19 protein-coding genes are annotated in these 18328 nt (G+C 52.7%); 3 read left to right on the top strand and 16 right to left on the bottom strand.

Going from position 1 to position 18328, the window contains the following annotated elements:
• Nucleotides 1–160: 160 nt before the first annotated feature.
• From AC2FNE_RS09255 to AC2FNE_RS09230, 6 genes are all read right to left on the bottom strand, one after another.
• Nucleotides 161–616, bottom strand: a complete 456-nt coding sequence (locus AC2FNE_RS09255) for a metallophosphoesterase (RefSeq protein WP_170610487.1) — start codon at nucleotides 614–616, stop codon at nucleotides 161–163.
• 144 nt (nucleotides 617–760) lie between these two features.
• Nucleotides 761–1360 carry a superoxide dismutase gene (locus tag AC2FNE_RS09250; protein WP_170605124.1) on the bottom strand — a complete coding sequence of 200 codons (600 nt, stop codon included), beginning with the start codon at nucleotides 1358–1360 and terminating at the stop codon, nucleotides 761–763.
• Between the two features lie 274 nt (nucleotides 1361–1634).
• The gene (locus AC2FNE_RS09245; RefSeq protein ID WP_170472877.1) at nucleotides 1635–2201 is read right to left on the bottom strand and encodes a sarcosine oxidase subunit gamma; all 567 of its coding nucleotides are present in this window, start codon (nucleotides 2199–2201) and stop codon (nucleotides 1635–1637) included.
• Complete coding sequence (locus tag AC2FNE_RS09240; RefSeq protein WP_496805225.1) at nucleotides 2194–5208, bottom strand: sarcosine oxidase subunit alpha family protein; 3015 nt, start codon at nucleotides 5206–5208, stop codon at nucleotides 2194–2196. Before AC2FNE_RS09240 ends, AC2FNE_RS09245 begins: the two co-directional genes overlap by 8 nt.
• A 67-nt stretch (nucleotides 5209–5275) precedes the next feature.
• Nucleotides 5276–5605, bottom strand: a complete 330-nt coding sequence (locus AC2FNE_RS09235; RefSeq protein WP_170605121.1) for a sarcosine oxidase subunit delta — start codon at nucleotides 5603–5605, stop codon at nucleotides 5276–5278.
• A 114-nt stretch (nucleotides 5606–5719) separates the two neighbouring features.
• Nucleotides 5720–6964, bottom strand: coding sequence for a sarcosine oxidase subunit beta family protein (locus AC2FNE_RS09230; RefSeq protein ID WP_170605119.1), 1245 nt, complete (start codon nucleotides 6962–6964; stop codon nucleotides 5720–5722).
• Nucleotides 6965–7142: 178 nt separating this feature from the next.
• On the opposite strand from AC2FNE_RS09230, the gene ccmI reads away from it, so the two are divergent.
• From ccmI to AC2FNE_RS09215, 3 genes are read left to right on the top strand one after another with little or no spacing between them, the layout of a single operon-like run.
• Nucleotides 7143–8372 carry a c-type cytochrome biogenesis protein CcmI gene (ccmI, locus tag AC2FNE_RS09225; RefSeq protein ID WP_496805224.1) on the top strand — a complete coding sequence of 410 codons (1230 nt, stop codon included), beginning with the start codon at nucleotides 7143–7145 and terminating at the stop codon, nucleotides 8370–8372.
• Nucleotides 8369–8833, top strand: a complete 465-nt coding sequence (gene ruvX / locus AC2FNE_RS09220) for a Holliday junction resolvase RuvX (RefSeq protein ID WP_170605115.1) — start codon at nucleotides 8369–8371, stop codon at nucleotides 8831–8833. The genes ccmI and ruvX overlap by 4 nt, the downstream gene beginning before the upstream one ends.
• A gap of 17 nt (nucleotides 8834–8850) precedes the next feature.
• Entirely contained in the window at nucleotides 8851–9084 is a 234-nt protein-coding gene (locus AC2FNE_RS09215; RefSeq protein ID WP_170475309.1) for a DUF1289 domain-containing protein, read from the top strand.
• On the opposite strand, the gene AC2FNE_RS09210 is transcribed toward AC2FNE_RS09215, so the two are convergent.
• The 10 genes from AC2FNE_RS09210 to AC2FNE_RS09165 all read right to left on the bottom strand — a co-directional run bounded on the left by AC2FNE_RS09210 (nucleotide 9081) and on the right by AC2FNE_RS09165 (nucleotide 18304).
• The gene (locus AC2FNE_RS09210; protein ID WP_496805223.1) at nucleotides 9081–9458 is read right to left on the bottom strand and encodes a YybH family protein; all 378 of its coding nucleotides are present in this window, start codon (nucleotides 9456–9458) and stop codon (nucleotides 9081–9083) included. The two genes, AC2FNE_RS09215 and AC2FNE_RS09210, sit on opposite strands and share 4 nt — an antisense overlap.
• 12 nt (nucleotides 9459–9470) lie before the next feature.
• Nucleotides 9471–10199, bottom strand: coding sequence for a SpoIIAA family protein (locus AC2FNE_RS09205; RefSeq protein ID WP_170605111.1), 729 nt, complete (start codon nucleotides 10197–10199; stop codon nucleotides 9471–9473).
• A gap of 36 nt (nucleotides 10200–10235) precedes the next feature.
• The gene (locus AC2FNE_RS09200; RefSeq protein ID WP_496805222.1) at nucleotides 10236–10967 is read right to left on the bottom strand and encodes a hypothetical protein; all 732 of its coding nucleotides are present in this window, start codon (nucleotides 10965–10967) and stop codon (nucleotides 10236–10238) included.
• Nucleotides 10968–11014: 47 nt separating this feature from the next.
• A complete protein-coding gene (locus tag AC2FNE_RS09195) occupies nucleotides 11015–11839 on the bottom strand; it encodes a sulfite exporter TauE/SafE family protein (RefSeq protein WP_170605107.1) in 825 nt (274 codons plus the stop codon).
• A gap of 28 nt (nucleotides 11840–11867) precedes the next feature.
• The gene (dusA, locus tag AC2FNE_RS09190; protein WP_170605105.1) at nucleotides 11868–12899 is read right to left on the bottom strand and encodes a tRNA dihydrouridine(20/20a) synthase DusA; all 1032 of its coding nucleotides are present in this window, start codon (nucleotides 12897–12899) and stop codon (nucleotides 11868–11870) included.
• A gap of 435 nt (nucleotides 12900–13334) precedes the next feature.
• Entirely contained in the window at nucleotides 13335–13979 is a 645-nt protein-coding gene (locus AC2FNE_RS09185; RefSeq protein ID WP_496805221.1) for a hypothetical protein, read from the bottom strand.
• Nucleotides 13980–15875: 1896 nt separating this feature from the next.
• Nucleotides 15876–16373: a hypothetical protein gene (locus AC2FNE_RS09180; protein WP_496805220.1), complete on the bottom strand. Its 498-nt coding sequence runs from the start codon at nucleotides 16371–16373 to the stop codon at nucleotides 15876–15878.
• Between the two features lie 6 nt (nucleotides 16374–16379).
• On the bottom strand, nucleotides 16380–16970 hold the full coding sequence (locus AC2FNE_RS09175) for a hypothetical protein (RefSeq protein WP_496805219.1): 591 nt from the start codon (nucleotides 16968–16970) through the stop codon (nucleotides 16380–16382).
• Nucleotides 16971–17062: 92 nt separating this feature from the next.
• Nucleotides 17063–17563 carry a hypothetical protein gene (locus AC2FNE_RS09170; protein ID WP_496805218.1) on the bottom strand — a complete coding sequence of 167 codons (501 nt, stop codon included), beginning with the start codon at nucleotides 17561–17563 and terminating at the stop codon, nucleotides 17063–17065.
• 540 nt (nucleotides 17564–18103) lie between these two features.
• The gene (locus tag AC2FNE_RS09165; RefSeq protein WP_496805217.1) at nucleotides 18104–18304 is read right to left on the bottom strand and encodes a hypothetical protein; all 201 of its coding nucleotides are present in this window, start codon (nucleotides 18302–18304) and stop codon (nucleotides 18104–18106) included.
• Nucleotides 18305–18328: the final 24 nt, after the last annotated feature.

Below are 18328 nucleotides of genomic sequence, written 5' to 3'. Positions count from 1 at the left end.
ACAGCCCATCTGGTCGCGTGAATGGTGTCTTTCACGCAGCACAGTGTTGTTTTTCAACGATTTGGCGGTTCTCTCCCTCCGCCTACTATAGCTAGGTACTGCGGGAGGCGGTGCAATAGGTTTCAACATGAAAGTTGACGTGTCGGCAGGTTTCCACCCGTCAGGTGGACAATTCGATCACCGTGATCTCAGGCGACACTCCGAATCGCACCGGCAAGATGGAGCACCCGATCCCGCCCGAGACAATCAGATCACGCCCATCCTCGTGCACGTGGCCATAGGCGTAACGGTTGCGGCACTGGGACGGGACAAACGGCGCCCAACCCGCAAACCGAATCTGCCCGCCATGGGTGTGACCAGAGACCGTCAAGGCAACCCGCTTGGGCATCTCGGGGAACATACCGGGCTCATGGGCCATCATGATGACAGGCGCGTCATCGATAACTTGCGCCAATGTTGCCGGTAAGTCGTGCAACCTTCGGCATTTTCGTAACCCGCGCGGGATCGCGCGTTGATCCTCCAACCGCGCCGACCAAACTCTGGCATCATCCAAATTGACCTCGGCATTGGACAAGACCTGAAAGCCCATACCGTTCAAGCGTCTGGACATAGCCATTCGACCCAACCGCGTCGTCGCACATGCCATTTGCGCACATGCAGCCGCAGCGCAGGTTCAAGAAAGAACCTGTAGCCCAAAGAAAAAAGGCCCGCTTGCTTTCGCGCCAGCAGGCCTTTGATAAACCGTCTTCGGTTCAAACGATCACATCCGCGACGCGACGTTTTCCCAGTTCACCAGATTGTCGAGGAAGTTCGACAGGTAAGCCGGGCGCTTGTTGCGGAAATCGATGTAATACGAATGCTCCCACACGTCACAACCCAGCAGTGCTGTCTGACCAAAGCACAATGGGTTCACGCCATTTTCTGTCTTAGTCACCGCCAGCGAGCCGTCTGCGTTCTTGACCAGCCACGCCCAGCCTGAACCGAACTGACCAGCGCCAGCCGCACTGAACTGTGACTTGAATTCGTCAACCGAGCCAAAGTTTTCCACCAATGCCGCTTCCAGCTCACCCGGCATCGCATTACCGCCAGGGCCCATCATTTCCCAGAATTGGTTGTGGTTCCAGAGCTGACTAATATTGTTAAAGATTCCGTTTTGCGCGACGGCATCTGCATCATAAGTGCCGACAATGATATCCTCCAAAGACTTGCCGTCCCATTCAGTGTCAGCGATCAATTTGTTGCCATTGTCCACATATGCCTTGTGGTGCAGGTCGTGGTGATACTCCAGCGTTTCCGCGGACATACCTTTGGCTGCAAGCGCGTCATGTGCATAAGGAAGATCAGGAAGTTCAAAAGCCATCTCGGCCCCCTGTTAAATATAAGTTTCGGTTCCCAAGGGTTAAATGCTTTGGCAAGTGGCCGAGGTCAAGGGCGGAGATTACAAATCCATGCGTCCGCCACCTTGATGAAGCCGCCCAAGAAGCGCTGCGCCTTCTAAAAATGTGAAACAAGTGTATCGACCGATAACGACCACATCTCACATGGTAAAATTGGATTTTTTGACGAGACTTCTGGACGACAAAAAGACAACTTTTTTAGACCAATTGAGCCGGACAAATGATGAGAATGCTGGGTCAGTAAACCCCAACCTCGCTGCCGGGCTGCGCCGCGACCTTCAACAGCTCAAAAACATATTCTGCAGCGGATCGAAAACAGACAACTCGGAACGTATCGGTGTCGTCCATCCAGAAAGCCGCCGCTACCTGCGCCAAGCGTGAACGCCGGATTTGACCCGGTTGGAAGGCCTCGGGCGACAAATCTACCGGTGCCAGTTTGGCCAGAACTTCGCGCGCCGAATTGCCGGATACACGAAACACAGCCCGCGCATCTGAGACGTTGACTGCCAGAGCATGAACGCCACTCAGCGCGTCTGTCATTGCTGCCAACTTTGCATTCAATTCGGCATAAGGCACCAGTACCAGCAGTTCGTCGGGCGACATCCAACAGACACCGGTGTCGCCTTCGACAAATGCTTCGCGCTGTCCGGGCACTTTTTGGCCGGTCGCATCCTTGACCGCCTTGGCTAACACTTTGTCGGACAGATTTCCACGCACGGTAATCATCCCCTGCAGGCCGCTTTCCTCAACCTTGGCAATGCCGTCATAGCTGGCATGGTTCAATGCGCTGATGGGCTCAGACATTCTGCTTCTCTCCACCTTTGTCGAAGAAGACCGGATCAACGATTTTGGCCTTGTAGATTTTGTCGTCAGTGCCGGGAAATTCGATGATCTCGCCCATCCGGTCCGGTCCGTTCTTGACTAACCCCATTGCGACACCCTTGCCCAGATTAGCCGAGAAATAAGTTGAGGTTACGCGTCCGATCATGTTCCGTTGACCGTTGGCGTTGACGCCCTCGCCTACTGCATAGGCGCCATCGGGGATAACAGAACCATCCACAGTCTCAAGCCCCACCAGTTTCCAGCGATCAGGATCCGTCATATGGCTACGCGAATGGGCACGTTTGCCCAGGTAATCCTCTTTCTTTTTTGAAAGCGCCCAGTGCAGGCCAAGATCTTGTGGGATCACGGTTCCGTCTGTTTCGTCTCCTATCATTATGAAGCCTTTTTCGGCGCGCAGAATATGCAAACATTCTGTGCCATAAGGCATCACACCAAACTCCTGCCCCGCCGCAAACAATGCATCCCAAAACGCTTGTCCCTGGCTGGCAGGTACTGCAATTTCATAACTGAGTTCACCGGAGAACGAGATGCGATAGGCGCGGCAATCGAAGTCACCTATTTTGCCATCTCGCCATTCCATGAACGGCAGGGCATCTTTCGATACATCCATACCATCCAACTTCTCAAGCACCTTGCGGGCATTCGGACCGACAACCGCAACCTGTGCATACTGTTCGGTCACATTGGCGACATAGACTTTCCAATCCCACCATTCGGTCTGAAGCCATTCTTCCATATGCGCGTGTATTCGCTCAGCCCCGCCTGTCGTCGTGTGGCAAAGCCATGTGTCCTCGTCGATACGAGCGACAACGCCATCATCTATCAAAAACCCGTTTTCCGAGCACATCAGACCATAGCGGCATTTACCCAATTTAAGCGTGGACATCATGTTCGTGTACAACATGTCCAGAAATTTGCCGGCGTCTGGGCCTTTGACGATCAATTTTCCCAGAGTCGAAGCGTCTAGAATGCCAAGATTATCGCGAGTATTTTTAACCTCTCGATTCACTGCGTCATGCACAGATTCCCCGGGACGGACATAGGCATAGGGGCGTCGCCATTGACCAACCGGTTCCCAGTCTGCACCGTTCGCGTCATGCCAATCGTGCATCGGTGTACGGCGGATAGGCTGGAAAACCTCGCCCCGCGCTTCGCCACCAATAGCGCCTAAGGAAATCGGGGTGTAAGGCGGACGAAATGTTGTCGTGCCAACCTTTGGAATATCGGAGTCTAATGAGTCAGCAAGTATAGCTAAGCCATTAATATTGCTTAGTTTGCCCTGATCGGTGGCCATGCCCAACGTTGTATAGCGCTTGGTGTGCTCAACGCTTTCATATCCCTCGCGCGCTGCCAGTTGAACATCCGACACTTTGACGTCGTTCTGAAAATCCAGCCAGGATTTCATACGCAGCTGCACCTCGGCATTCGCAGGCATCAACCAGATTGCCTCCATCGGTGCCTCTTCGGCTGCTTCACCTGATGGAGCTCTGGTGTTTTTAGGCTTAAAGCCAGCAGCCTTGGCAGCCGCCTTTCCGGCAGCATGTGCGTCGGCAATCGCTTCACCCAGCGACAAATGCCCATTGGACGACCCCGCAGCCACAACGAACCCGTCGCCATTTGCTCCCAAAGGTGGTCTATTGGGATCAGGACGGAAATGCGCGTTTGCGTCATCCCAGATCAGCTTACCTCCACAATGGGACCACAGATGGACAACCGGCGACCAGCCGCCCGACATTGCAACTGCATCGCACTCGATCTCTTCACGAGCACCACCGATACCGTCCTGGTTACATAGCTGGACATTCTTGACGCGCTTGCCACCTTTGACCTTGGCAATAGCTTTACCCGGATCGACACGTACCCCAAGCTGACGGACTTCCTCTGCCATTGGACCCGCCGTTGCACGCGTATCAACGACACGGATTACGTTCACACCGACCTGTTTCAGGGCAATTGCTGTTCGGTATGCATCATCGTTGTTGGTCGCGATCACGACCCGCTGTCCTGGAGTCACTCCCCAGTTCACAACATAATCGCGCATCGCGGATGCCAGCATGACTCCCGGCACATCATTCCCGGCAAACGACAACGGTCGCTCGATTGCACCTGTAGCGGTGACGACCTGTTTCGCCCGTATACGCCACAAACGATGGCGCGGACCCTGTGTCCCGGGTCTGTGGTCACTCAAACGCTCGTAGCCCAATACGTAACCGTGGTCGTATACTCCGGCCCCCATGCAGCGTGTGCGCATGGTCACGTTATCCATTGTTTCTAGCTCAGAAACCAATTGGTCCACGAACTTATCCACAGGTTTCCCGCCAACGGTTCCACCATCGACCAAAGTACGCCCGCCCCAATGCGCGGTCTGCTCGATCAGCATGACCTTGGCGCCGGACAGTGCTGCGGCTTTTGCCGACTGCAATCCTGCGATACCACCACCGATCACTAAAACGTCGGCAAAACTGTAAAAGTGCTCGTAAGTGTCCGCATCTCGAGAGTCCTTGTCTGGGGCTTTGCCCAGACCTGCAGATTGGCGGATGAACGGCTCGTAGATGTGTTTCCAGAACGGTTTAGGATGAATGAACATCTTATAGTAGAACCCGGCTGGCAAAAATCGGGCCAGCGCAGTGTTAACCGAACCGATGTCGAATTCCAGACTCGGCCAATGGTTCTGCGAGATCGCGGTCAGGCCATTGAAAAGTTCTGTGGTTGTGGCGCGCTGGTTCGGCTCGAACCTATTGCCCTGCCCCAAACCGACCAGAGCGTTGGGTTCCTCTGCACCGCTGGCAACAACTCCGCGAGGACGGTGGTACTTGAAAGAACGGCCAACCATCATCTGATCGTTCGCGAGCAGGGCCGAAGCGAGCGTATCTCCCTCGTACCCCTGCATTGAATTGCCGTTGAAGGAAAACGTGACCGGTTTGGAACGGTCAATCAAACGACCTTGTTTTGCCAGACGGGAGCTCATGCTGCGGACCTTTCGCAGGTTAAGGCGTAGACGCTTTGGGCAGAAGTTTTTTCAAGAACAAGCAGCATCAGGAGTGTCCCCTCCAAGACCACCCTGGGCGTTTAGCCGAGATGGCATTTTTGACTTCTTTCGGAGGCTCGGTGGTTTGCGCAGAATAAGTACCAAAAACTTCGAGCGTTTGCGTACAACGGGCGGCGTGAAACCACTTGCCACATCCGTATGAGTGGCGCCAGCGTTCAAAATGTACGCCTTTGGGATTTTCACGCATGAACAGGTAATCGTGGAATTCGTCATCTGACGAACCCGGGCCATAGCGTTTCAGATGCGCCTCTCCACCTGCGGACAGCTCGGTTTCTTCGGCTTCGACACCGCAATAAGGGCAAGTAAGGACTAGCATAGTTTCATCCTTTCAGTAGCCGGTTGCAGCCAAATCCGGCTGACATTCCACTCAAAAACACGCAAGAGCCTCGATCGAATGCTCGTACTCGGGGTCTGCGATCAAAACGTCTCATCAATGCGCCACCCCTGCTGCAACGCTTTCGTCGATAAAACGGCCTTCTTTGAAGCGGTCCAGCGTAAAGGCTTCGGTTAAAGGCGAATGACCGGTTGCCATCAACTGCGCCATGCCCCAGCCCGAGCCGGGAATGGCTTTAAACCCACCAGTGCCCCAACCACAGTTAATGAAGCAACCGGTCAACGGCGTTTTCGACAAAATGGGTGAGCGGTCGCCGGTCATATCGACGATCCCACCCCATTGACGCAGCATCTTCAGACGCGAAATCATCGGAAAAGTTTCGACAAGTGCACGCACAGTTTCCTCTATATGATGGAACGAGCCGCGCTGGGTATAGTTGTTGAACCCGTCGGTTCCACCACCGATCACCATCTCACCCTTGTCAGACTGTGACATGTAGCCATGTACGGTATTGGCCATCACGACCACGTCCATGCAGGGCTTGATCGGCTCGGACACCAGCGCCTGAAGAGCAATAGCTTCCAGCGGCAACCGGAAACCTGCCATTTCGGCCAATTGTCCCGAATGGCCAGCAACCACAATCCCCAGCTTATCGCAATCGATGGCACCTTTGGTGGTGTCGACACCCACAACGCGGCCGTTTTCCGATCTGACATCAGTGACTTCGCACTGCTGTATGATGTCCATCCCCATCGCCGAACACGCACGTGCATAGCCCCACGCAACGGCATCATGGCGCGCAGTACCGCCACGTTCCTGCCAAAGCGCGCCCAACACTGGGTATCGAGGGCCGTCGATATTGATGATCGGCACCAGTTCTTTCACACGCTCCGACCCGATCCACTCTGTCTTGACGCCCTGCAAAGCATTTGCATGAGCAGTGCGTTGATAGCCGCGTATTTCGTGCTGAGTCTGCGCCAGCATCATTACCCCGCGCGGACTGAACATAACGTTATAGTTCAGCTCTTGGCTCAGATCCTCGTAGAGGCTTCGAGCCTTTTCATAAAGCGCCGCCGATGGATCCTGCAGATAATTCGATCGAATAATGGTTGTGTTTCGGCCCGTATTGCCGCCACCCAACCAGCCTTTTTCGATCACAGCGACATTTTGAATGCCGTAGTTCTTGCCCAGGTAATATGCTGTCGCCAGCCCGTGACCCCCAGCACCGACAATAATGACATCATATCGCTTTTTTGGCTCGGGCGAACGCCACGCCCGTTCCCATCCCGTGTGATATCGCAGCGCCTCACGCGCTACAGCAAAGGCTGAATAGTGTTTCATAAGCGAATCCGTCCGGTCTTCGGTGATTGGGCGCAGATATGCCGCGTACCGTCATTTTACCTGTGCCGTGCAACGTCACAATATCGCATTATTGCGACATGATCGCGCTTCGCGGCTTTTTGCCCCTTTTTTCGTCCGGCCCGGGGGTCTAAGTCTGATGAGCCACTCCGGAGGGACAATGACATTCTGGATTATCACTTCGCTGATAGCATTGCTTATCGCTGGGTTTTTGATTGCCCCTCTTGTGCGTAACCGCCGGGCAGAGGAGTCAACCGCGGCGTATGATCTGAGGGTGTATCGCGAACAGTTGGCCAGTGTGGACCGTGACCTTTCCCGAGGTGTGATCGCAGAGGCTGACGCAGATCGTGTGCGGACCGAAATTTCCCGTAGGATATTGGCGGCCGACGCGCAGGCACGCACTACAGAAGACGCGAAAGGGCCGACAAGAACAGTTTCAGTCATTGCTGTCATTTTGTTGGTCTTATCGCTGGTCGGTGGTGCCTTGGTGATTTACCGGCAGATGGGGGCTGCTGGGTTTCCTGACATGCCACTGTCCGCAAGATTGGCGATGGCCCAGGATTTGCGCATAAACCGTCCTAGCCAAGCTGACGCTGAAAGCATGGCGACTCCGGTCGCTGCACCGACACTCGATGAAAACTACGCCGCGCTGCTTGCCCAGCTGCGGGAGACAGTGGCAGGGCGACCAGACGACATACAAGGCCACACTTTGCTGGCACAGCACGAAACAAACGCCGGAAACTTCAAGGCTGGATATGAAGCTCAGACCAGGGTCATCGAACTTTCTGACGGTGGAGCTTCTGCCGAAGCCTATGCCGATCTGGCCGAAATGATGATCCTTGCTGCCGGAGGCTATGTCTCACCACAAGCCGAGGAAGCGTTGCAGCAGGCACTTGAGCGTGATCCCGAGCAAGGTCCGGCGCGATATTACTGGGGGCAGATGCTGGCTCAGACCGGGCGACCGGACCTTGCCTATCGTGTTTGGGCGGATACGCTTCGCAGTGCTCCTCCGGGCGCTCCCTGGGCCAGCGCCATTCGAAGTCAGATCGACGACCTTGCTTTCCGCGCCGGGGTGTTCAACGCACCGAACCTAAGTTCTGCTCCGGCAATGCCGGGTCCCTCACAAGAAGACATGCAAGCTGCGGCGGACCTTAAACCTGAAGAACGTCAAGAAATGATTCAAGGCATGGTCAACCAGCTGTCTGACCGTTTGGCCACCGAAGGTGGAACACCCGAGGAATGGGCCCGCCTGATCGCAGCCTTGGGCGTTCTTGGCGACACCGAGCGCGCAAAGAACATTCGGGATGAAGCGTTGCTTGTGTTTTCTGGCAACGACGCCGCATTGGAAGTGATTCAAATCGCTTCGCAACGCGCTGGTCTAGACCAATGATCTCCGAAGAATTTCAGGACTTTGCCGACGCTCTACCTCAGATGAAGGCATTGATAGGTTTGGATCTTGGCGAAAAAACCATCGGGGTCGCAGTTTCCGATCGCATGCGCACAGTGGCCAGCCCGCTAGAGACGGTGCGGCGCAAAAAATTCTCACTCGACTCAGCTCGTCTTATCGAAATTGCAACAGATCGGGAGATTGGCGGAATAGTTCTGGGGCTTCCCAAAAATATGGACGGATCAGAAGGACCCCGCTGTCAGTCAACCCGCGCTTTTGCCCGAAATCTTTCTCGTTTGACCGATTTGCCAATCGGGTTTTGGGATGAAAGACTTAGTACTGTTGCGGCAGAAAAAGCACTGCTCGAGGCGGATACGACACGAAAACGTCGCGGACAGGTTATCGACCACGTCGCGGCAGGTTATATCTTGCAAGGGGCGCTGGACAGGTTGCGCTTTCTTTGACGGATCGGATGACATTGATGACAAATATGGTTTGGAGAAGGAATGAGGTGGAAAGCCCCTGTATCCAAATTTGTGTTGTGCATCCAACTGAACGCATTTGCACTGGTTGCTATCGCACCATCGAAGAAATCACGCGCTGGTCTAAAATGGAAAGTTCTGAACGCGCTGAAATCATGCAGGACCTGCCAAACCGAAAACCCAGGTTGGCAAAACGTCGTGGCGGTCGCTCTGCTCGGATGCACCGCGACTAGCTTTCATTCAGACTACTCATTTGGATCAGCCAAGTCCCGTTGGCCTGCCTTTCAAGCACGTTTAGGGAAACACCATTTTCAGCAGCTTCGCCTTCCGAAAAACTAGCAAGGCACCAAGCCAAGTTTCCCGATTGACCGGAATCCAAGACGGTGAGAGATTTATTTTCCGTGCCTTCGGTGAACCAATCCCGGTGAAGTTCGGCGATAGCTTTGCGACCCGTCGCAGAACCAAATGGCGAAAAGAGTTGAGCCTCAACTGAATACACGGCAGCACAGCCGTCAGCGTCGGCTTGACGGTAAGCAATCAGGTAGTCTTCGAAAAGTTTGTCCAGCTCATCTCGTACTGCCATGCGCATAGTCTTTCCATCATACATTCTACGGTGCGGTTATCCTGCGGCTAGCCAGGTTTTTGCGCTTTCAATTTCAGCTGACGGGAAATATTGCGCACGAGTGCCAAGAAGATGACTTGCTGTCCGTTGCGCCAACTTTTGCCAAGCCTTATCCCCGACAATCGCCGCGCGATCCAGCATTCCGATATGCCCTGCTGCCAAGCGGAAATGGGCGGCCAACGCCGTTAAACCTTGCCAGCCGTCAAATTCGCGCAAATCGATCAGCAAACGAAACCCCTCTTTGCCGCTCAGCAGCGCGTCCAGATCCGATTGCGCCTGCTTGTATTCATCCGGGTCCAACTTTCCTAGCAAGCTGATCTGAACGCATGGTCCACCTAGATCGGTCACATGAATAGAACCGAGAGACTCACGCATCCATCGACGTGCGGCCTCAAGTTCCTCCATCGAAAAAACCTGTACTGGACAGGGCAAGATCGGTGCAGCCAAACGAATACTGGTTTGCACCCATCCTTGGTCGGCCACCACACCAATACGGTCAAACCCGCGCCAGTGACTGAGACCCAGCTTGGTGTCAGACCACGCTGCACCCAAATCGTAGCCTTTGAATTCTGGCGTCACGATTGCCAATAACCGAACGGCGTCGTGATCGGCAAGTGCGCCTTCAATTGCCGGAACCAGAGTGTTTGTGTAATCCGCGCTGGTAACTTCACCAGACAATTCCACTTCGATCAGTGTACCGTCAGAATTCGTTTGGACCGTAATCATTGAAACCATCCTCCAAAACAGAGCAATGGCAGGAGGTTACGGGAATTCGAGCCATTGCGCCACTCCGCCGGGCAATTCTGGGCGGAAATAGGCGATCATCCGGCCGTCCGGCCCCGCTCGTGCGCTTTCCCCCCAAGGGGCAACACCATGCAGGCAGTGGCGATGAATGACATAAGCCTCGCCGGGGCTTGCTGGCAACTCGACGCGCGAACAGCGGTCGAAAACCTCCCGCCGGGTTGCCTGATATATATCGGTCACATCTGTCTGGGCCAACGCATCATTTGGCACCCCTGTCAGAGCCGTTCGAAACGCATCGCCCAGAATTTTGTGGCTGCCCTCCCAGACGACCATCGGCGACGCACTTGCAGAGACATCGCTAAGCGGAATACCCATCACCCACGCGTGAGGTTCATCAATAATTCGTCTGCGATCAGGGCCTGTCGGTTTCAAGCCGTCCACGTGGGCCGCATCCCGTTTTGCGCGATACCGCGCAGCGGCCTCGCTCTCATCCCGTCTTGGACGTGGGTACCCCGGATAAATAACCGAGACCTGACCTTTGTGCAGGTCGATGCCGCCGTAAAGCTGCGTCACGAAATCAACCGCCTGCCCGGTCAAAGGCTGGGAACCCCTTACTCTGCCCACCGCATCATTCTCCAAAACGTCGACGCCGACGAACCAGGTTCCCTCGCATTCATGCCATTGCGCATGAGCCGGATCTGTTACTGCTGCGCGTGCTGCAGGAAGGACGTGCGTTACCCAGCGTTCCAACGCCGGATCGTGTGGGAAAGTAATCCAACCCCTCTCCTCGAATGAGCCTACCAACCCAGTGCCTTTCGCAACATGTTCAATGCCACAAGCGTCAAGAATACCGCAAAGACGCGTTTCAAAGGTTTAGGATTCATTGCGTGAGCAAGTTTTACGCCCCAGGGTGCTGTTATCATAGTCATCGCGATTACAATCCCAAAAGCGATCAGATTAACGGCTCCGACGGTAAAAGGCGGACGATGTTCTGGCGCGATTTCAAAAAACAAAAAAACCAGAACTGAAGGTACCGCAATTATCACACCAAAGCCCGCGGCGGTTGCAACTGCGCGGTGAATGGGCGTGTTGTAAAGGCTCATCAATGGCACGCCAAAGCTGCCGCCACCGATGCCCATCAACACCGACAAAAATCCGACAGAAGGAGACAACAGAATGCGGCGCACCCCAATAGGCATCGCGTCGCCCAACCGCCACTCGGACCTGCCCAACCCCAGATATAGACCGATGACCATTCCAAGAACGCCAAAAAGGGCTTGCAAAACCTCAGTTCGCAACGATGACGCAACCAACACGCCCAAAAGCGCGCCGAGTGCGATTCCCGGACCCCAACCACGTAGAATATCCCAGTCTACCGCGCCTTTTTTATTGTGACTCAGTACGGACCGAACGGACGTGACCACAATCGTTGCCAACGATGTCGCCAAACATAGTTGCATCAGCTGTGGGCCGCCGTAACCCAAGGTTTGAAATGCGTAAAAAAACGCTGGAACCAGAACAATTCCACCGCCCACACCCAGCAAACCTGCCAGGACCCCTGCAAAAGCGCCAATCACAAGCAAAAGGCCCAGCATCTGGGCCAGCAACATAGTCTCGGGCATTATTCCCTCACCCTGGCTAAGGTTCGCATTAAACCGCCGCGTCCTCTTGCGCAGCGGACAAAACGCTTTCCAGCGCCTGCAGCATTATCATGGGCCCGGCGTCTTTCCGCACTGCGCCTTCGGACAGCATTCTGCGCCAGCTGCGCGCTCCGGGACGACCTGCAAACAGACCTAACATATGCCGGGTGATCTGGTGCAAACGCCCACCGCTGGCAAGGTGTCTCTCTACATATGGCACCATTTTTCTTACTACCTCAAAAGGATCAACGGTTTGCCCTGTTTGAAAAATCAGCCTATCCGCATCAGCCAGAATTTCGGCTGGGTGGTGATAGGCGGCGCGTCCGATCATGACCCCGTCCAAACCAGCGTCCAGCATTGCCCGGGCCTGAGTAAGCGAAGTGATGCCACCATTGACCGAGATATGCAGGTCCGGAAAGGCAGCCTTCATCTGGTGAACCAAGGCGTAATCCAGCGACGGAATATCCCTGTTTTCCTTGGGGCTTAATCCTTGCAACCAAGCTTTGCGTGCATGAATTATGACACGGCGGCAACCGCTGGCTCTGATTTGCTCTAAGAAATCGGGGAGGACTTCGGTCGGGTCTTGTTCGTCCACTCCGATCCTACACTTAACAGTGACATCGACATCGACCACTTCTCGCATGGCGCTGACACAGTCCGCGACGCGACCGGGCTCTCTCATCAAAACGGCGCCAAAAGTGCCGGATTGAACCCTGTCGGACGGGCAACCACAGTTCAGGTTGACCTCGTCATAACCGGCTTGCTCCCCAAGTATCGCGGCCTGAGCAAGCTCCTGCGGATCGGATCCCCCCAATTGCAGTGCAACTGGATGTTCTTGGGTGCTATGGTCGAGCAAATGCAACGCTCCTCCGCGCACCAGCGCCGGAGCCGTAACCATTTCGGTATAAAGCAAAGTCCGTGAGCTAAGCAGACGATGAAAGTAACGACAGTGACGGTCTGTCCAGTCCATCATAGGAGCGACCGAAAGGCGAAAATCACCATAATTATTTATAATATCTGAATTTTCGTCTTTTCTGTTCATTTTAACAACTGCCTGTTTACAGCCGATCGTTGTCTGCTCTGGTCTATTGGTACAACAAATGCCGCATCGCAACACCAAAAGCTGCAACTTGGCGGACCATCCGTAAGCGAGAACGCGGGATCAGCGTTTGTTTCTATTAAGTAAAATGTCCTACAGATCAAAGTCCATTGATGTCATTCCCAGCGTCATGCTGGCACTGCCTTCCCGTTTGAAATGCACGGGACGCCGCCACAACTTGCGGCATTGTTGAACCTTGGATCATTGTTGTCTCTTCAACACCATACCTGGTTCAAAGAGACCGTGGGCAAGTATGACGGCTCGGCGTCGACAAAAAAGCTCAACAAACTGATTAAGCCGAACGCCAAACAAGCACCAATCGTCCTAAGCAGGCAAGGCGATTGGTGCAATGCGGTTGTCAGTCTGAACCGAAACCCATCATTCATATGGGTTCGGCGGCGGTAGACCTTTAGCTTTTGCATCCTTACTGGACATAACATGCTTTTCAGCTCTTTCTGCCAAATCAACATCCACTTGGCGTAAGATGTCCCAGAACTCCTGACCATCTTTTGGGGTTTTATGATCCACAATATCGATGGTGTCAGGGGACCAAAGTTGAACCAGGCGCGTTAACTGGATTAACGACATGGTTCCGTTGTTTGTTTTCACTTCGGAGTATTGGCAGCCCCCTACTCCGCCACGGCCAGCTGAGATCAAACCAAGTTCGTCCTTGGGCAACAAAGCATATGACGAACTGTCCATTCCAAGTCGCCCCAAAGGAGAGCTAGCACCAAGTGCAGGTCGCCACGGGACACCAGCATCACCACCGTCTCCACCGACTGATGTTCCGGATCCGGTCACGAAAGCATTACCGCCTTTGCCTCCGTGACCGCTGCCACCACTTCGACCTCCGTTCCCTCCAACAGCGGTACCGTCTCGTCCGACGGAAGCGTTCCCGCCGTCTCCACCACCGCCTAATGTTCCTCGCGGGGGTCTTCTCCCGTGTTTCAAATACAGGGCCAAAGCAGAAATAATTACCATAGCCACCGCAGCAACACCGGCCATCCAATCAGGTATATCCATAAAATCACTCAACTTTTGATCAATCAATGATCAAACTATCGTAGCCCAACGCCGCTGTGGCAAGAAACTATTTTAGATTGTTTATACGATTGAAGTTAAACCCAAGGGTGCAGGACAATTGTTCCCATGCGTTTCCCCGGGGCCTTTTTACCGCCATATTTTCGGCAAAAAGTCACGACAGAGTTGGAGCCTTAGACAACTCGGTCGCAGTTCCGACGCGGCCATACGGAATTGTTCCCAACGATCCTTGTACTGAGCCTACCAATCTCGCGGCTTCCAATTCGACAGGATGCCGATCTGCAATCTAGGTGTGCAAATCGATAGGAATACATAAGCGGCCACTTATTTAGCCTCATATCGCAGCTCTATGGGTTTTTGTGGCCCCATCAATCCTGAAAACTCACTCTGAAACAAGCCTACAAAAGATGTCGAGCAGTCATAACTGCAAATAAGTTTTGCCAGTCCTGCAATTCCATCTGATCGAATTGGCTTTACCCAGCGATTGGACGCAATTCAGGTCAAACATGGGAAGATTTCGAATTTTTTACGGCGAAAGTGATCCGCAGCAAGTAATCTCGGGAAATCTTGTTACTCCATTCGTCCTGACGGATAAACATATTCTGAAAATCAAAGTTTATCTTCATACCTGCAACCTGTGATTGAAAAAATTTAGTTATCACGATCTGGCCACGCCGGTATGCGTCTTGGGAAGTAAACTCTAACTGGGTCCAAAAATGATAAATTCTTTTTTTTTTGCAATTTCTTTAGCGCCGTTGTAATGGCGAAAGCAGTTGCATTTGCATACTTTTGTATGCCTGGCGCCCGCATCCGCAAATGTTAAAGTCAAAATCACTCCGGTCGCTTTTTCCGGAGATGTAGTGGAAGGATTAGACGGCAAAAGGCTGCAATTCTTCAACGAGCCTGAAAAAACGATATCGGTCAACTTGTCTTTCGCGCGATCGCGGAACGAAAAAACTTTCTCCAGCAGGAATCGGAAAGCGGCAAATTTGTTTCAACCGATGGGCGTTTCAAACTCACCTATCGTGCATATTTTGGGGAATTGCTTTCTGGGAACCAGCCGTCAAACTGGACTTCATCAAGTCCGCGTATCGGCTCGGATGGAAATCTGATGTTCAATGTCTCAAGTGAAACCGGCCGCGCTTGGTATTTTGGCAATCCCGGCGCGTGTGCTGGTGTTTTCGAACCTGAAACTGTACTTGCATTGGGCCTTGTGCCCCTTGATCTACTGCCCCTTCACGACCTTTTTTGTGAAGGCCCATATTTTGCACTTCGCGCGTCGTAGCTGGACTAGGATACTCCAGGGTGTCTGGACAATGCTCTCCACTGTTTGGCCGGAAAATTAGTTTTTTCAGGACTTATGGCAAACCTTTTGGCTGAGCAACGGTGAAGAGATACAGAGCTACAATGGACCTATCGTATCAACTCTTACGGGCAGATTTTATTGCCCGTAAACTCGACAGAAGACGGTAGTCAGTGTGCCGGTATTTACGTTTTTGGAGGTGGGGCCAAGCGTATCGTGTATGAAGAACCCGCGCAAGCGGAAATGCCTCCGAAGGCCCTTTGGAATTACAAGCTGATCGATATAATAAATGCCGGTGATGCCGTTTTTGTCTTGCTTATAACTTTAGGCGAACGACGATCAGACTTAATCTTTTGGGGGAGTTTAGAAAAAGAAATAGTCTACACGTCTAAAATACCCTTGCCTCAAGGGTTGAGCAACGGTTCGATCAATAGCTTATGCGCCGAGGGGAGGGAACGTGTGTTTCATTCACAGCGAAACCCCAGCGGCAGCTACTTCTTGGCTGTCACAGTACCAAACCTGGCCCCTCAAACGTCGGACTATTCGGAATTCGATTTGCACGACAAAGTACTTGCTTAGTATTCGCTTTCCGGAACTTCAGGATAAAGTAATCCCTTAAGTTCCGGGGTAAGGTCATCAAAGCCCATATCATATTTGAGCATGAACTGGTCGCGCTTGGAATTGTGGGAAAACAGTGAAAGTAAGTCGAGCTCTTCAAGGTCCTGGACATCTGTACTGGATTCATCACCATCGTTGAACCAGCGCAATTTCCTTCCACTTTTCTTTAAATCTTCGGCTGTTACGGTATCAGGTTCGGCAAAACCCATCATTATGTACACATTACGGGCAATAACGTTGTCTTTCTTACCCTCACCGATTTCAACATCGAGCTCAGAGGGATGCACCGAAACAACGGTTTCCGTTGGGGCGTCGCCGGATACGGCAACCGTTCCGCCCAGCAACACCCGCTCCCCAAGTCGTTTAGAAATTTTTTGCTCGACTCGCCCTAATGACTTGCCCCCGTCAACATCAACAGTCAGCGTGAAATCATTGGCTTGATCGTCATAAAGCACAGAACCTCAAACCATTGCGACTTCGAAAGAACCATTTCTATCTGAGTTAAGTTTGTCACCGCCTGTTATGAGTTGTCCCAAAGTGGCAGAAGGAATTTTTGAATCTGGGCGAAAGACGTAATCTGGGTGCTCACGATCCAGAAACTCTACGTACCTTTTGTGCAGCGTTGCATAAGGATTTTTAGTGGACGAACTGGAGTGTTGACCCAGCATTTCGGCCAATACGACGTGTTCCTTCGCCAGCCTTGCCCTCATGAATTCCCGCCGCGCGGCTTGTTTCTCGCAGTGGCCAAGAAAAGTCGCCAAGATCGCCGACATGCGCTTTTTGAAAAGTTCGCAACCTCGGCCATTTCCAAGGTCAAAGGGTCTGACCATCATCCGGCTTGAAGCACCAGCGCCGTCGCTTCTAAAGAAATCCATCGTACACCGGTCATCGCCGAACATGTGAAACTTGGCTGTCGCCCCATTTTTGCCGTCCAAAGCATCGCCAATGTCTTTGTACGTTTCGAGATGTATATCTGACTCCGAAACTTTTCCGCTGAAGATTGCCCAATTGCGCAAACGATCAACGGTGCCGCTTGAAACAGAAACGACCACATCCTCTCTTTGTTCGGCATCTTCAATGGCGCTTGGCGACCCTGATGGGCAGGCTTGACCCAATGCGATTGAAGGAACCGTAAAGAAAGCTATTAGGAGTTGGGAACATAGTCGGGTTCGACCGCGTAATCCCCGAAAAAGGTCTCCACCTTGAACTCTGAAATTGGATAATTCTTTTTGCATATATCTTCGTTCGCCAAATTGTATTTACAAGATTCCTCAACTATCCCCGGAATGACGATCTTAATGACGCCATCTGGCGAAGCTGGATCGGGACTCAAATCAGTGTACGGCTCGTTAGCCACCCCCTCCGAATTGCCCAACTCGGAAACCGGCGTGTCAAAAATTGGTGTCACGATGACGTGGCTTGGCAGTCTTGACCTATCCGTCGAAGTTAAAATTAGCGAGCCATCTTCCACAGCCAAAGAGTAATTTGACTGAGCTATTTCTTCCAACCGTTCTGCACTTCGATCCATTCTATCCATAAAGATGGAGAAAATGGTAACTGCACCAGCAAGTCCCCCAACCACCGCAGCAACGTTGAGAGCAATTTGCCATTTTGGTAATGATTTTGACGTCTCGGTAGCGCTCATTACTGGTTCTCCTACCCCCCGATATGCCCAGCAGCAAATTTACGATATTATTCAAATCTAGTTTATTGAACAAAATTTCTAACCCCTACACCATACACCCTCGATCGAGAATTCTAAAGCCGAAGTGAAGATATCGCGTCGAATAGCCCCGCAAATGCGCAACAGAAATCAATTTTTCACAAAAAACAATGGGTACAGAAACAAAACTAACCTAGTACAGAGTTGATTTTGTGAAAAATTCCTTGGCAGAATCTAGCCGAAAACTCCAAAAAAGGCGAAAATTGAGCCTCGGACCAAATCGGATCTTTCGGGACAGCGACGCCTGAAAACGTTAATTTTGACCACACCAGATACGGGGACTCGCCAGGCTGCCAAAAGGTAATTTGGAGCAGGCCCGCTCTTGCACGGTCTGGGGCGCGCTGTTTTGGATCGTGTGTAAATTTTTTCTCGCGAAGGACGCGACTGGTTGAAACATGCTTGAGCGATCTCAAACGGCGCGAACGAGTCCGGCCAAGAAACACCCACCGTGTTGGCCACCATCTAGTTCATTATGAGGTCACACTGAATCTCGAAGCTTAATTCGTTGGATGTCACGCCACCAGAAATCCGATTAACGCGTAACAGCCCGGTTGAGGCGGAAACAACAGTGGATTTTTTTGCAAAGCCGGCGACCATGACGGCATTCGGCGTATGGATCGCAATCTGGCAGGACAAGTCTTCTGCGACCAAACGAAGCTGCATCCGAACAATTCCGATCGTAAGTCA

It is taken from the genome of Ruegeria sp. YKSD179 (genome assembly GCF_059612885.1).
The sequence above is the reverse complement of the archived record's forward strand: the minus strand, read 5'-3'. Positions and strand labels throughout refer to the sequence as shown.